The organism is Enterococcus devriesei, from assembly GCF_001885905.1.
GTDB lineage: Bacteria > Bacillota > Bacilli > Lactobacillales > Enterococcaceae > Enterococcus_A > Enterococcus_A devriesei.
In genome coordinates this window covers 1-14,744 of sequence record NZ_JXKM01000022.1, presented here as the reverse complement: position 1 = coordinate 14,744, position 14,744 = coordinate 1, and the positions used below count along the sequence as shown (strand labels likewise).

Below are 14,744 nucleotides of genomic sequence, written 5' to 3'. Positions count from 1 at the left end.
TATTCTCTCGAAAGACCTAAAGTCACTTGTTCGATTCATTGAAAAATGGTGTAAGGAGTACACTGTTTCTTTGTTGTGTCGGTTATTAGAAATTCCTAGAAGCGTCTACTATTTTTATAAAAATAAATCGTTAACAGCTACAGAAGTCAGAAATAACCAATTGAAAAAGAAGATTTCAACGATCTTTTTTGATCATAAACAGAGATATGGTGCAACAAAAATCCATCAAGTGTTGCTAAAAGAAGGAATTTCAGTATCTCTTAAGCATGTACAAAAACTGATGAAACAATTAAATCTAAGGTCAATTGTGGTTAAGAAATACAGACCTCAACGGCCTGTTCAGCCGGTTGTTTTAAAAGAGAACATCTTAAATCAGGACTTTTCTACTAAAACTATCTGTGAAAAATGGGTAGCTGATATCACCTACATTCCAACTAAGAAAAATGGTTGGTGTTACTTATCTTCGATTATGGATTTACACACGAAAAAGATTATTAGCTATACATTTTCTAAACGAATGACTGTCGATTGTGTGTTACAAACATTCAATCAAGCAAAGCAACGGTACCACATCCCAGAAGGAATGATTCTACACACTGATTTAGGTAGTCAATATACAGCAATCGAAGTGGAAAATTGGCTTGAAAATAATAAAATAAGGCATTCCTATAGTCGCAAAGGAACACCATATGATAATGCAGGAATTGAGTCCTTCCATGCATCATTGAAAAAAGAAGAAGTATACACGACGACTTACTCAGACTTCGAAGAAGCGAATCGATCTTTATTTAGCTACATTGAAGGATTTTATAATCGTAATCGAATCCATAGTTCGATTCATTACTTAACTCCACAGGAGTTTGAAGATTTAGAAACAGAGAAAATGTCTTAGCAGTCTCTACTAAAATATGTCCAAGATATTGACTCAAATCCAAAATTATAAAAGAAAATTTACAAAAATCTATTATAGTGTTTAATTAATTGATTTTAAAGGCAAAATTATATTTTACAATTTATATTTTATAAAATATAAATTGTAAAATATAATTTGTAAATAAAAAGGAAGAAGATCTAAATCTTCTTCCTTTTTTCTTTCTTATATATACGTTCTCTTTCCTGATCTTTCTTACGCTCTAATATTCGTTTGTAGGTTATTTCTTGATTGTGATCGAAACGTGCAGTTCTTTCGTGAATTAATTCTTCGAGTAGTTCATAGGTATAATCATTATCAGTTGTATCAAGCAAAGCCGTAAATTCGCACCAGACTATGGCTGGTACACCAAGAGACTTGTTGTTTATCTTTAATACATCTTCTTCAGGGTGAATATTTTCTAGTAAATCTGTGTTGTCAGAAGTAAATGCTGATTTCGGTTTAGGGATCTCTTTATAAGAATTATCAGGTTTTTGCTTAGAAAAGAAACCTGGTTTTGCATTATCTGTCATGTTAGTTTTCTCCTTCGAATAATTTTATTCTATGAATGAAATCTTTTGCTAAAGGTACAAAAACTTCTTCGTAAGCAAGTTTGTCCCAATAAGTATCAGTATTTAGACCTGTCCTCGGTGTTGTTTGCACTCGCTTAACATGTGGTAAAATATTATCAAAAAGGTTTTGATCACCAAACTTTTCGATAGCATCGTTGACAACTTGGCGATCTATACTACCTTTACTCAACTGATTTGGAAGTATTCCAACTATTTCAGTTTTACAATCAAATTTTTCAACAAGAGGAGTGACTTCTTCTGATATATAATCTTCAACGCCATCTAAGCTGTCGGATTGTGTTTGAAAAGCCATAATAATATAGTCAGAAGCGTAAGCAGCATTCCTAGTGAAATCAGACATAGTAGGTGGAGTATCGATGAGAACAAAATCGTAATCCGGCTTGGCTGGCTCAAGTAAATCTTTCAAGACTGAAATTCTGTTTTTTTCGACCTCGATATAATCAGCGTCTATTCCTTCTATAGCGTCCCCATAAAGCTTAGTTAAATATTTTGGAAAGTTTTTAAAATCTATATGTGATGGAATGCAATCCAAGTTTTCAATTATTGGAAGAACTAATTGTTTTAAATCTCGTTCAACGATTCCAGCTAGCATAGTTTTTTCAATAATGAAAATGTCATCGTCTTTAGAGTGATAATTTTTAGTCAACAACATTGTCTTTGTAGTATTTGATTGCGGATCGGCATCCACTACCAACACTTTAAATCCCATATTAGCAAGTACATAGCTCAAGTATCTTATAATAGTAGTTTTACCTACTCCACCCTTGGAATTTGCTACAGTAATAGTTAATGGTCTTCTGACGACATTTCTATATTCAAAAACAATTTTCAAGTTTTCTTGCGATAATTCCATTAAACAAACCTCCCGTTTATAAAATATAAAATATAAATTGCAAAATATAATATATATATATATCTAAGAACATTATACCAGAAGTAAATATGTTGTCAATTATATTTTATAAATTATATTTTATAAAATATAATTTATAATTAAGTCACTTGATAATCTTTACAAATGTTTAAAAATAGGGTAACTTTGTAGTATAAAAAAAAGGTTTACAGCATTAAAAAAAAGTTTACACTTTAAAAGAAAATTACATAAAAAAAAGAGACGGATAAAAAAGTGAAATTGGCCTCACTATTCTATCTGAATCACATAAAAAGCCTATGTGTTCTCGCTCGTCTCAGAAGTTATGTAAGTGGCTGACAACCACTTATGTAATTTTGATAAGTCTTTCGGACTGACAATCCGAACTTACAGGCTTATTCTACCATTTTTTGACGAGCAACTCAATATATACATGCTTATTTTGTCATTCATTTAAGACTTCTAAGCTATTGGGAGAACACAAATCTTTAAGAATATTTGTGTTCTCTTTTAGTTTGGGAAGGAATAACAGTCATGGCAGCTTCTTTGGATGTCGTATATTCGACGGTATTACAAAAAGGTATCCGTAAATTCAAATATAAAAACAGCCACCTAAAACCGGTCTCTTTTAGTGATCAGTCGGGGAAGGGGGCTATTTTTGCGTACCGTTCAAAGGAACACATGATCGAGGGGATTGGACTAGTGATCACTTCAGAAGAAGGGGTGATCGAAAACAATAATCGATTCACTCATTGGACACCAAATGTATTTCGCTATGGAACGTATGCTGATGAAGCCAGAATGTTTACAAAAGGTCATTCTGAGGACAATTTGCGTCAAATCAATACTTTCTTTGTTGATTTTGACACATTGGATCCAAACTTTGACTACGGTGAAATTATCTTGGCCAGTCACGAGATCGGCTTTATGCCGACAATGATTCTACGTACACCGCATGGATTTCAAGCTTTCTATGTACTAGACAAGCCTGCATACGTGACGAAGAAATCAAATTTTAAAGTGATCAATGTGGCCAAAATGATCTCAAAAAATCTAAGAAACAAATTTTCAAATGATTATCGGTTTCCTGTTGATGTAAATGCCAATCATTTTGGGATCACACGAATGCCTTCTGAAGAGAATGTTTTATTCTTTGAACCACAGTATCGCTATAGTTTTGAAGAATGGATCGACTGGTCAATGAGAGAAGATGCGGATAAAAAAGCGGAGATCAAGAATGTTTTTGTATTACCATCTACTCAAGAATTTCGTCAAGTCGATGAACCCTGGTTCCAGCTGTTGCTAAAAAGTCAAAAAATACAAGGTGAAAAGGGTATATATGGTCGAAATAATGTCATATTCACCTTGTCTTTGGCATACTTTTCGTCAGAATACGAAGTAGAAGCATGTGAATTGACGATGTTAGAATTCAATGACCGCTTGGCTAACCCTTTATCTGATCGAGAATTAACCAGAATCATTCGTTCCGCTTACTCCGGAAAGTATCAAGCAGCGCACAGAGAAAAAATTGTCCTATTATGCCAAGAGTGGGTCGATGCCAATCTTTCTGAAGAGCAGCTATTCAACAAAAAACGAGGTTGGTGGAAATTCAAGAAAGAAAGAGCTGTTCGCAAGTATTCACATAGTCATGAATGGGCAGAAGATCTACTGTCCTATTTGAATGAGCAATCCTATGAAGAACAACCATACATTATTTCTACAAAAAAAGAGTTAACTGAACGTTTAAAGATCCCAAAACGTTCCCTGGACAAAGTACTGAAGCAGTTAAGAGAAGAGAACAAAATTCATTTTCGTGTTCGTGCTGGTCGTAATGGAGGTATTATGCTAGCTTCGATACATGGATTGATGCGCTCCGTTATCCGGCTAAAAAAAGAAAGCCAGGGGGCTTATTTCGCTGCGATCTCAGAAGCTTTTGGAAGAGAATACATGTTTATCCAGACAGCACTGAAACGCTTGATAGAACCCAATAAGATCGGCGTGCAAACAGATCTGTTCATGATTGATACAGGTTGAAATTAAAAGGTGCAAATTGCCTATTACATTATATCTATGATACGTTCCTTCTTTTTCTCCGCCTTGCTTGCTGGTCTTAAGAAAGAGTAGTACTATTATCGCAAACGTAATAATATGGGGGGAGGTCTTTCTGACTATGAGTATCAATACCTTTGTATATCCCTACCCGATCAATGTGTTTATTATTTCGCGGTTAGGTCTTACGGTAGAGCAATTTTGTGAGTTACATGGCTATAAGCAGAGTACAGTAGCAAGCTGGGTAACAAGAAACCGTGCAGTAAAAACGTTACCTTGTGATTTTTTATATTGCCTTAGTCTTTCTTCAGGCTGTTCGATGGATGATGTTTATCGTCATTTATTGGTATTGGAGGAGAGGTTTTTAAAGAGTATTGATCCCAAGAAGAAGAAAGAGCAGGTGGATTGATGAATGATTGAGGAGGAGTTATCTGTTCTTAATAGAATCAAAGAATGGTCTGTTCTTTTGAAAATTTATTATGGTATTCTGTTCTTTTCATTTGTTACAGTAGGCTTAGTTTCTCTTTTGTTGACTCTTTTATCGTTATGGACGAATATGATGCTATTTTTGTATTTACTTTTACTGTTTTTCTTAGGATTAGGAGGAGTAGGACTGCCATTCTTGATGATTATAAGTGGTCATTGTTTAGTCGAATTTGTAGGAGAATGAAAAAAAGTGCAACTGTTGAGTCTTATGAATGCTGGAAGAAGGAAATGAATGTGTAGAGGTATACAAAAGAGCCTAGCAATAAATAGATACTAGGCTTTTTCCTATGGCTTTAAAATGTATACAGGTGGAATATGAATGTTGTTTGGACGATCACCGTTTCTGTCAGATAAACGTTGGAAAGTGCCGTGTAGACCTTCTACCAAATGACTGGATGGCAATAAATTGTGCCAATTTGTTACGATTTGATTTAATTTATTTAATCGATTCTGTTTTTCATTAAGTTGATCATCCATGTAAATATTTAGTACGTTTGTTAGGTATTGTGCCCACATTTTTAATTCGATAGAGTCCACATGGTCTGCTACGAAAGCTAGTTTTTCCAATATGAGTTTTGATTCTTCAAAGTACCCTAAGTCCATTAAGCCGTCAGATAAGTTTCCCAAGCAGATAGGGTAATATTTCTTGTAAAAATGGTTGAATGAGTCCATGACATTGAAGTCAACAGCAAGTAGTTTTTGACTAACTATTTGCAGCTGGTCAATAGATAATGGGGTCATAAAGTCTGCGAAAAATTGGAAATCATAAGAAGTCGGGTACGTGGCTTCTTATGATTTGATTTATAAGAGCCAGGGCTTTAGTGATATCGATTTTAGGAATTTGAGTAGTGTCATTTGATAAAAATTTCTCAAGCAGCATTCTTAAACGGATTAGTGTCAAATTATTGTTTTCGTTTCTAAAACATCCTTGTATAGCAAGATAGCTTGTTGAACATCATGATGTTCAACAAGGTTGTAACGTTTTTTTGAGTGTTGTTGTCTTCGGATATCGAATTCAAACAATCACTACTTATCACTAACAAGTCAATTATCAGATTGAACAGAAAAGTGGATTGACAGCTGAAGCAGTTGCAGAGCTCAAAGATTACTCAAATAAACAATTTCAAGGCTAGTATATGATACAAAATTCATCATTAGGGTAAAAAGAAGTGTTTGGAGATACGGTACCTTGTACGATAAAAGCGACCTATCCATTTTTATTTCTGCTAGACAATATCTCTGTGAAAATCGGAATTGAAGGGTAAGTGCCTTCTCAAGTGAGTTGAAGATATTGGAAAAGATTTTTCCTTTGAACGAAATGAAGTTGATTACTGATGAATATAACTAGGAAATGACGCAATCGATTGGGGATATGGACCTTGAAGATGCCAAAATTAGCATAGAAGATCTAAGTGTTTATACGAACGATGATCAAACCTATTTCGTCGTTTTTGATCTCAAATATGAAGGATTGGATTCAAATCAAGTCCTTGTTTATGTAGCATCCGATCACGTCAGTTATTCCAATATAATCGATCATTATGAGCTAATCGCAACAAATACCAAATTAAAAAAGTGGAATAGATGATGGCTATTTTCGAAAAAGTCTCTTACTTTATTTCTATCGATCATCGGTAAAGTATCGTCGGTCGGTCACAAATCAAGTCAAACACCTGGAACGGGTGACGAGCAATGAATTTGATCAATTCAAAAATAAAGTAGCTTTTGAAAAGCTGCAGCGTGAAATCGAACAAGCAAAAATGAGTCAAGAGTCAGACCTATTCAATTAGGAGAAAGAGGAAAGTCATGGAAAATTATTACTTTATCAATAGCGTGGATCCAGAGAACCAAATGATGCGTATTCAAGAAGTGGGTGCTGGCGAAATGAGTGCGCAACAGGTACGTATCACGAAAGAGGATGCCGATGTTTATTCTTTAATGTTGGATGAAGCAACGCAAGAAGGGGAGCCGCTGATCGTTCAGCTGGATCTAAAATAAAGTCAAAATCAGCCGTAGAAAAAATTTTTTCGACCAGTACAAATAAAAACCGATTTTCTTTTTTTAGAAAGTCGGCTTTTAATAACGAAGCTAATTTAGTTGAAGTAGTTGCTCAATAATCGAAGAGCTGCCTGGTAAAAATAAAAGTAGACTACCTATGACTAACAAGATCCCTAAAACAAAACAGGCTATTACGAATTTGGTTGATCTAGATACTTCTTTATTTGAAACACTTATGATCAACAAAGTTATACCGACAGCTAACGTTAAAAAATACCAAAATCCCATTGTTATCGCCCACTTTCTTTGAATAGTTTTTACTTTCAAACTGTTTAATAAATTTTATCATAGACAAGAAGAACTAATCCTTGTACAAGAAAAATATATGTAAAGTTTAAACTTTCTTATACTATATAGGTTGAATTAAATACTTTACATCCGCACGCACAGTCGGTCAATCACTACCAAGCCAGGTAAAAGCAAAGGGGCTATTTTTGCGTATCGCTCAAAATCAAGCATGATTGGCGGACGTGGCGTTGTTCTGACTTCCGAAGAAGCGATTCACGAAAACAAAGATACATTTACGCATTGGACACCCAACGTTTATCGTTATGGAACATATCTTGCCTGTCGCTAAAATAGTGTACCGCCAAAAAACGCTTGAAAGGAATTTTTCTTTTGCTCGCTTGTTGCTTTGTAAGAATAAGTAGCTATTCTGCAAATAACCCTAATATTTCGTATTTCTCTAAAAAACCAGTGTTTGAGAGGGAAGTTCTACGCTCATTTCAGATTGATCTATGGGTAACTATCCATGAAAATGCCTGTAAACCGCTCTTTTTTCAGTTTTTTTAAAGAGAGAGAAAATAAAAATAAAATACCAACTTTTTACGTATATTAATAACGAAGGACTTAAATATAGGATGATCAAAGGAGGCGTTCTTATGTATGAAGACGAATGGAGAGAATACTATGCAACCAAAAATGAGAGCATACATATTACGAGAAACAAACTCATTTTCCAATGCAATGAAGGAATCGCTCTGTCTACTCATAAAACGGAAATTGAAAGAATCATGCATGCATTGGCACTTAAACTCTTATTACTGGAGTTAAATTCATATGATTTTTAATCTGCAAAAAAGTTTATAGCACCGTCGCTTATACCAGAAAATATAACAAACGCCGCATTGTTTTTTTGTGCACTTTAATAATCTATTCAACTAAGGAATTAAGCTGGCTGTCAAGAGAGTAATATCGTATTGAATCTCAGGTGGAAATTTTCTGCGGTATCTTTTTTGACTGAAATGACATTAGTGTCTTTTGGGGATTGTGTATGTAAGTATTTTTTAAAATCATTTTAACAAGTTTTGGACAAAAATTCTCATGAAAAAACAGAATTTAAATAGCATGATAAATTAGAGAAGATAGTTTAATGTGCTTATAGGAACACCCCACTTTTACAGTCACAATCAATAACCTTGCTACTTTCTTTCGAAATTGATAAGAGTCTAAAGGATTGACAACGCTTGATAGTGAGCATAAACTTAATGTACGCTAGTTATTTTACAAGTGCAAACTAAAAAAGTATGATGTGTCGTCTCTGAAATTCTCCCTGATTCAAGTCATAACCAGAGTACATATCGGTTATTTTTTGATTCCATATTTTTTCCTTTATGTGCTGAGGATTAAGGGGTACCAATTGTAATTGCGCGTTATATGGTCTTTGTTTAGAATCGCTCTCCAAAAAGCTAATTTTTTTGCATAGAATTTTAGATGTGGTACCATTAATTAGAATTATTATAAATAAGAAGTAGGTATCATTGTTTCAGTACAAAGACTAGGAGGAATGGAAGATGGAAATAGACTACAAGGATCATGGGAAGAAGCCGTATATCATCAATATTGAAGACGCCACCACAGGAAATGATAATTACCGGACGACCATTTGGACAGGCAGTAAACTGCAAGTCACCGTAATGTCCATTCAACCGGGCGATGACATCGGTTTGGAAGTGCACGAAGGCATTGACCAATTTATCCGTATTGAAGAAGGAGAAGGCGTGTGTAAAATGGGGCCTTCTAAAGATAACTTACATGTTCAACAAAAAGTGATGGATGATGACGCCGTATTTGTTCCGGCGGACATGTGGCACAACATCGAAAACACCGGTGATAAGCCGCTCAGACTGTATACCATTTATGCTGGTCCAGATCACCTTGAAGGAACGGTTCACCCTACTCATGAAGACGCCAAAAACGATCCAAACGAACACTGAGGTACACTAGGATGAAACAAAAGCCCTGCACCCGTATGGATGGTCCACTGGTGCAGGGCTTTTTTATAAAGGAGAGAAGTGGTATGAGTGATTCATTGTTTCAATTAGAGAAGGTTGGTTTTCAGGCAAACGGAAACCAAATCCTTCAAGATATCTCTTTTACAGTAAACAAAGGGGAAGTGATTGTTTTTTCTGGTCCTTCTGGAAGTGGAAAAAGTACCCTTTTGAAATTAATTGGTACGCTGCTTTCCCCAACTTCCGGAAAAATTTATTATCGAGGTACGGATCTGCAAAAAATCGATCCTGTGGAGTATAGAAAAGAAGTCTCTTATTTCTTTCAAAACGCTTCTCTATTCGATGAGACAGTTCAAGAGAACTTGTCTTTTCCTGCACGCATAAGAGAAGAAGGATTTGATCGGGAACGTGCAAAAAAATTGTTAGAACGAGTTCAAATACCTGAAACTTACTTATCGAAAGAGGTCAAGGAACTATCAGGAGGGGAAAAACAACGGGTTGCATTGGTCCGAAATTTGATGTATCAACCGAAAGTGTTGCTCCTGGATGAAGTTACCAGTTCATTGGACCAAGAAAACAGAGCGATTATCCTTGATTTAGTCCGAGACATGATGAAAGACCAACAAACTACGGTGTTGGCCGTCACTCACAACCAGGAAGAAATCGACCAAGCTTCTCGTCTGATTACTATCAAAGGTGGAAAAATGGAGGAATCGAAATGACAAACAATTTGGAAATCAGTAATCTTTCTTTGCTTTTATCCTCTGTCCTCTTGATAGTTGCCTTGTTGATTGATTACAAAGAGAAATTGGGATTAGGAAACGACATTTTTATTGCGGGAATTCGCGCTGTCGTTCAATTATTCCTTATTGGATATGTATTGAGCTACGTATTACGAGTGGATAACAACTTTCTCACTTTAGCGATGGTTTTGTTCATTGTGTTCAACGCTTCTTATAACGCCCATACACGCAGTGAGGGGATCAACCGCTCTTTTAAAATTTCAACGACGGCTATTGGAGTAGGAACAGCCTTGTCCTTACTCATTCTTGTTTTTTCAGGAGTCATTGACTGGACCCCTTCCCAAATCGTTCCAATTACAGGCATGATTGCCAGCAACGCCATGACTGCGATTGGAGTGACCTATCGGTCTTTGAATTCAAAATTTACGGACCAACGCCAACAGGTATTGGAAAAATTGGCATTGGGAGCCAATAAAAAACAAGCGTCCATGAGTATTGTAAGAGAAAGCGTCAAAACGGGCATGGCTCCTTCTATTGACCGAACCAAAACGGTTGGACTTGTCAGCCTACCAGGTATGATGTCAGGGTTGATTTTTGCGGGAATTGATCCTGTTCAAGCGATTCGTTACCAAATTGTTGTGATGTTTATGTTGATTTCAGTTACTGCGATTTCTTCATTTATTGCTAGTTATATGGCTTACCGTGAGTTTTATAACAATCGCAGTCAATTAATTATATGATTTGGGATGATACACTACTCTTAAAACCAGTGGTTACAATTTTATGTAGTTAAAAGAAGACCTCACGAGAATAATTGCAAAAAGAACTTCATTTTTTAAGGAAGAAGGATATTTTTGTCATCGAATCTTTGGAACGACTAGGGCGAAACTATGATGAAATTTTTTATATAGTGCAGCAACTGGATTAAAAGGATATCGGACTGATTGTTTTGAACATGCCTATCCTCTGTCAAGGGTCACAAAAAAATGTTGGTTTTGGGCCATTGAAAATGTAGGTATTCGGTATTCGGTCTTCTGTATTATTTGTTTTCTTTCGCTTTGTCTTCGCTATAGCTTTTCATTCTATAAGAAGGCCCTGTAATTTGAATGATTTTAGAGTGATGGACCAAGCGGTCCAATAAAGCATTTGTTAATTTCTTATTTCCAAATATTTCCGACCATTGAGAAAGCGGAATATTTGTAGTAATAATTGTCGATTTCCTCTCATAACGCATATTGATTAATTGAAATAGTAAATTGGATCCTTCTTTTGAAAATGGTAAGTAGCCAACTTCATCAATAATTAATACAGCGTATCCTGCATATTTCTTAAGCATAGTATCACTTGTTCCACGCTTATGTGCTCGAATGAGCCGATTGACGAGCTCTGTACTGGTGATAAATAAGCAACTTAACCCTCTATCTATACACTCTAAACCAATAGAAACAGCTAAGTGCGTTTTCCCTACACCGCTATTTCCGATGAAAAGAATATTGTCATAGGTATCTAAGAAGCGCAAAGTTACTAAATCTTGGATTTCACTTTTTTTAATTTTTGGTTGGAAATCAAAATTAAAATCATAGAGACGTTTATGATAAGGAAACATTGCACGTTTCAAGATTTTTCTTTGGGTTTCAGCTTTTCGATAACTAATTTCTTGAGACGTCAATTCAAATAAAGAATCGACAAGAGATTTATCACTTTTGGCTACCTCATCTAAATGTGCAGGTAAATTTTCTTTGACACACGTAAGATTTAAATCTGTTAACTGGTTCAATAACTGATGGTAATTTGACATAAGTTCCTCCTTATAATTCATCATAAGCATCTAAATTTTCCTCTACAAACCGCTCTAGTTCTTCATCTTCCAAATATTTGAAGACGTCAGACCGAAGAATTTCAAGCGAATCATCCCGTTGATAATTCAACGCTTTTTCACTTAATGGATGCGAACGAATACATTGATGCCCATACCAGATGAAAAGGTTATCCTTCCGGACATCCAGAGTCACTTCTTTGCCAATATATTTCAAGGGAACAGAATATTTTGAATTTTGATATTGAACCATGGATTCAATGGAAACTTTTCTTTTTACATGTAGGTTTCTGGAAACATAACGTAAGAGTTCCAAACGATTTAAAGGAATTAGAATAGCTTTTTCATCATTGAGCAATTTGATTGGTTTGGCATTTACGGCTTGAGAACGTTCATTGTTTAAATCGTCCATAAACTCATTTACAATTCTTCTAAGATCTTGTTCGTTTTCAAATTCATAATTGAAAACCATTAATCGATTGACCGTTCGAGCTAATGCTTCTACCTTTCCTTTAGTTTGTGGTCTAAATGGGCGACAAGCAATAGGATTGAATCGCGCATCTTTCGCAAATTGTCGGAATTTCTCGTTAAAAACAGTTTGACTAAATTGACTTTTTCCTCGATCAACCACGGTTTTCATATTATCAAACCATATTTCTTGAGGAACACCGTTTCCACAGTACTCAAACGCATTTACTAAGCAATGGAACACAGTGGACTGCGTTCTATCAAAGGTCACTTCTAAATATTTCATGCGTGAATAACCCAAGACGTATAGGAAAATATTAAAGTAGAACACTTCGCCATATTTACTCACCATCTTGATGTTTTCCTTCCAGTCAACTTGAGCTGAAAGACCAGGAGTTGTTTCAATCCGAATCGTTGCTTTTTTCACCCGTTCGTCACGATAGTGACGACAATATCGTTTGACGGTAGTATAACCACCTGTGTAACCCATTTTTTTAATAAAGTAATAAATAGAAGAAGCAGAACAGCTCAACTCCAATTTATCTCTAATAATCTCTTCAAATCCAGAAAGTAAAGGAGAACTTGAAGACTTTCTTTTTTTTAGCTGGTCTATATTTCCTTTTCTACCAGCTTCGTAATAGCGTTTAACAGTTCTGTAATCACAATTGTATTGTTTAGCCAAAGCTGCGTAATTTGGTTGAATATCGTTCATAATGTGGCGTAGGACTCCTTCTAAGACATCTTTTCTCATGATTCACTCTCCTTGAATGTTTTCATGAAAAAGATTATCAGATTTGAATTCAGCCTACATTTTCGATGGCCTTTTTCCTACATTTTATCGTGGCCCTTTACAGCGAATCCGAATGGTGGTACGGTTTCAGCTGCTTATTACAAAAAGCATTTGATTGGGACCATCAATCTTCCTGATTTGGCCATTGAGTTACCGCTATTTGATACGACCAATGATGATTTATTGGAACAAGGTGCGACGGTCCTAGATGGCACGTCCTTTCCTGTTGGTGGCGCAAGTACCCATGCGGTGATCTCGGCTCATCGTGGCTTGCCAGAACGGGAACTCTTCACCAATCTGCCGGAGCTTAAAAACGGTGATATTTTTCTGCTAAATGTCTTAGGGGAAACCTTGGCTTATGAAGTGTTTGACAGCCAAGTCGTGACGCCAGATCAGACTTCGGTTTTAAAGATCGAACCAGGCCAAGACTTGGTGACGCTCATGACCTGTACCCCTTATATGATCAATAGTCACCGTTTGTTAGTCACAGGAAAACGCGTGCCATATACACCGGCTGCCGAGAAAAAACAAGTCAAAGGCGATCGTTTTCGTAAGTTGAAACAAATCGCTATCTTGGCGGGGACGGCCCTGTTGATCTTAGCCGCTATTTATCAATTGTATCATGTGATCGCCCGTTACCGATTGCGGAAAGTGCGTTTTGATTTCACTGTTTGCTTAGAAGGCGTGGCAGAACATACGCCAATCGCACTCTATGATAAAAAAGGGAAAAAAGCCCTGCGGCGTAATGGAAAAGCCTATCAAGAACTAACAGATCAAACCGGACAAGTCACTTTTACCGATCTACCAGGGGATTGCTATCGTTTGAAATTGGGCAAGAGTTGGTTGGTGCAGTTTGGTTTGAAGAAAAAAAAGAGGCCATCCAAGATTTGGAAGATAAATAAGAAAAAAGTTATGTTAAAAGAAGAAAGAATGCTAGAAGTCAAATAAAAAATGCTCATGTTATCAAATGATTTAAATCCATAAGATACACGTTTCATTGTTTAATATGGGTATTCTTAGCTTCTATTTTGTCATTGGTATGGGGATAAATCAATGCACTTCGCATACCTTCGTTATATTTGAGTAAATTTTGTAGTTTTTTCTAAATTCTTCGTCTAAACTTTCTGTAAGAAGTGGGAATTTAGGTGCACGGAAACTACACCAAGTTTTTTAATATTCCATCTGTTTTTAGTTAAGAAACGCCAATGTACTTTCAGTTTCTGTGCTTCATTTTTGAGCCCTTTTAATTGCAGCTTTTTCATCATTCTTACACGAAAGGCTTGAAACGGATGTTCCAGTGACCTCGTTTAGAGCGTACATTTATTCAAGAAAGTTTAAATAAGATATCAAAATGGCCGAAAACAGACACACAACTCGATTTATTTTTTAGGGTGAAGGAGAGAGTAGCCCGAAAATTTTTAGTTGGCTTGGACTGAACGAAGTGAGGGAAAGGCTACTAAAACGTCGAGGGCAGTGAGAGCGAAGTGAACACTTGATCTTTTGAATTTTTAATAGAATCTTAGACTATTATCCTAGTGAACTTTTTTCTAATACTTGACTTTCTTTGTATGATTAGAAATCCATATTTACCTTTAACGGAAAGAACTTTTTTATATTATTTTAGTTTTAACTACACCCGTTCATGGATATGCTATTATTCAAGAAATTGATAAGTTAAGTGATGGATCAGTTAAGGTAGCAGCAGGAAGGTTCTGTTGCAAAGTTTTTC

15 protein-coding genes and 2 pseudogenes are annotated in these 14,744 nt (G+C 35.8%); 11 read left to right on the top strand and 6 right to left on the bottom strand.

Annotated features, from left to right (window positions below; translation table 11 throughout):
• The coding region (locus RV00_RS15425; protein ID WP_169818960.1) for an IS3 family transposase at nucleotides 1-892 on the top strand (892 nt) is incomplete at its 5' end.
• A 179-nt stretch (nucleotides 893-1,071) separates the two neighbouring features.
• Here RV00_RS15425 and RV00_RS15415 read toward each other — a convergent pair.
• Both RV00_RS15415 and RV00_RS15410 read right to left on the bottom strand, forming a co-directional pair.
• Complete coding sequence (locus RV00_RS15415) at nucleotides 1,072-1,443, bottom strand: hypothetical protein (protein ID WP_016629602.1); 372 nt, start codon at nucleotides 1,441-1,443, stop codon at nucleotides 1,072-1,074.
• A 1-nt stretch (nucleotide 1,444) separates the two neighbouring features.
• A complete protein-coding gene (locus tag RV00_RS15410) occupies nucleotides 1,445-2,356 on the bottom strand; it encodes a ParA family protein (protein WP_071863434.1) in 912 nt (303 codons plus the stop codon).
• Nucleotides 2,357-2,908: 552 nt separating this feature from the next.
• On the opposite strand from RV00_RS15410, the gene RV00_RS15405 reads away from it, so the two are divergent.
• The 3 genes from RV00_RS15405 to RV00_RS15395 all read left to right on the top strand — a co-directional run bounded on the left by RV00_RS15405 (nucleotide 2,909) and on the right by RV00_RS15395 (nucleotide 5,093).
• On the top strand, nucleotides 2,909-4,408 hold the full coding sequence (locus RV00_RS15405) for a primase C-terminal domain-containing protein (RefSeq protein WP_071863433.1): 1,500 nt from the start codon (nucleotides 2,909-2,911) through the stop codon (nucleotides 4,406-4,408).
• Nucleotides 4,409-4,544: 136 nt separating this feature from the next.
• Nucleotides 4,545-4,832 (top strand): type III secretion system protein PrgN, encoded by a 288-nt coding sequence (locus tag RV00_RS15400; RefSeq protein WP_071863432.1) that lies wholly within the window; start codon nucleotides 4,545-4,547, stop codon nucleotides 4,830-4,832.
• 3 nt (nucleotides 4,833-4,835) lie between these two features.
• Nucleotides 4,836-5,093, top strand: coding sequence for a hypothetical protein (locus RV00_RS15395; RefSeq protein ID WP_249024117.1), 258 nt, complete (start codon nucleotides 4,836-4,838; stop codon nucleotides 5,091-5,093).
• 101 nt (nucleotides 5,094-5,194) lie between these two features.
• On the opposite strand, the gene RV00_RS16755 is transcribed toward RV00_RS15395, so the two are convergent.
• Complete coding sequence (locus RV00_RS16755; protein WP_249024116.1) at nucleotides 5,195-5,650, bottom strand: hypothetical protein; 456 nt, start codon at nucleotides 5,648-5,650, stop codon at nucleotides 5,195-5,197.
• A 610-nt stretch (nucleotides 5,651-6,260) separates the two neighbouring features.
• Between RV00_RS16755 and RV00_RS16850 the strand changes: the two genes are divergently transcribed.
• The 6 genes from RV00_RS16850 (at nucleotide 6,261) to RV00_RS15345 (ending at nucleotide 10,681) form a co-directional block, all read left to right on the top strand.
• Entirely contained in the window at nucleotides 6,261-6,497 is a 237-nt protein-coding gene (locus RV00_RS16850; protein ID WP_002341366.1) for a hypothetical protein, read from the top strand.
• Between the two features lie 218 nt (nucleotides 6,498-6,715).
• The gene (locus tag RV00_RS15375; RefSeq protein WP_002314345.1) at nucleotides 6,716-6,907 is read left to right on the top strand and encodes a hypothetical protein; all 192 of its coding nucleotides are present in this window, start codon (nucleotides 6,716-6,718) and stop codon (nucleotides 6,905-6,907) included.
• A gap of 941 nt (nucleotides 6,908-7,848) precedes the next feature.
• Nucleotides 7,849-8,037 carry a hypothetical protein gene (locus RV00_RS15365; RefSeq protein ID WP_002311028.1) on the top strand — a complete coding sequence of 63 codons (189 nt, stop codon included), beginning with the start codon at nucleotides 7,849-7,851 and terminating at the stop codon, nucleotides 8,035-8,037.
• 723 nt (nucleotides 8,038-8,760) lie between these two features.
• Nucleotides 8,761-9,183, top strand: a complete 423-nt coding sequence (locus tag RV00_RS15355) for a cupin domain-containing protein (RefSeq protein ID WP_002307506.1) — start codon at nucleotides 8,761-8,763, stop codon at nucleotides 9,181-9,183.
• 83 nt (nucleotides 9,184-9,266) lie between these two features.
• Nucleotides 9,267-9,920, top strand: a complete 654-nt coding sequence (locus RV00_RS15350; RefSeq protein ID WP_071863431.1) for an ABC transporter ATP-binding protein — start codon at nucleotides 9,267-9,269, stop codon at nucleotides 9,918-9,920.
• Complete coding sequence (locus RV00_RS15345; protein WP_002311027.1) at nucleotides 9,917-10,681, top strand: ABC transporter permease; 765 nt, start codon at nucleotides 9,917-9,919, stop codon at nucleotides 10,679-10,681. Before RV00_RS15350 ends, RV00_RS15345 begins: the two co-directional genes overlap by 4 nt.
• Before the next feature lie 299 nt (nucleotides 10,682-10,980).
• On the opposite strand, the gene istB is transcribed toward RV00_RS15345, so the two are convergent.
• Nucleotides 10,981-11,739, bottom strand: coding sequence for an IS21-like element helper ATPase IstB (istB, locus tag RV00_RS15335; protein WP_048722676.1), 759 nt, complete (start codon nucleotides 11,737-11,739; stop codon nucleotides 10,981-10,983).
• A gap of 10 nt (nucleotides 11,740-11,749) precedes the next feature.
• Nucleotides 11,750-12,976 carry an IS21 family transposase gene (istA, locus tag RV00_RS15330; RefSeq protein WP_048722674.1) on the bottom strand — a complete coding sequence of 409 codons (1,227 nt, stop codon included), beginning with the start codon at nucleotides 12,974-12,976 and terminating at the stop codon, nucleotides 11,750-11,752.
• Nucleotides 12,977-13,078: 102 nt separating this feature from the next.
• On the opposite strand from istA, the pseudogene RV00_RS15325 reads away from it, so the two are divergent.
• Nucleotides 13,079-13,963: pseudogene (locus RV00_RS15325) on the top strand (class C sortase); the annotation flags it as partial.
• A 2-nt stretch (nucleotides 13,964-13,965) separates the two neighbouring features.
• Here the strand turns inward: RV00_RS15325 and RV00_RS16745 are convergent.
• Nucleotides 13,966-14,313, bottom strand: a pseudogene (locus tag RV00_RS16745) (transposase); the annotation flags it as partial.
• Nucleotides 14,314-14,744 lie beyond the last annotated feature (431 nt).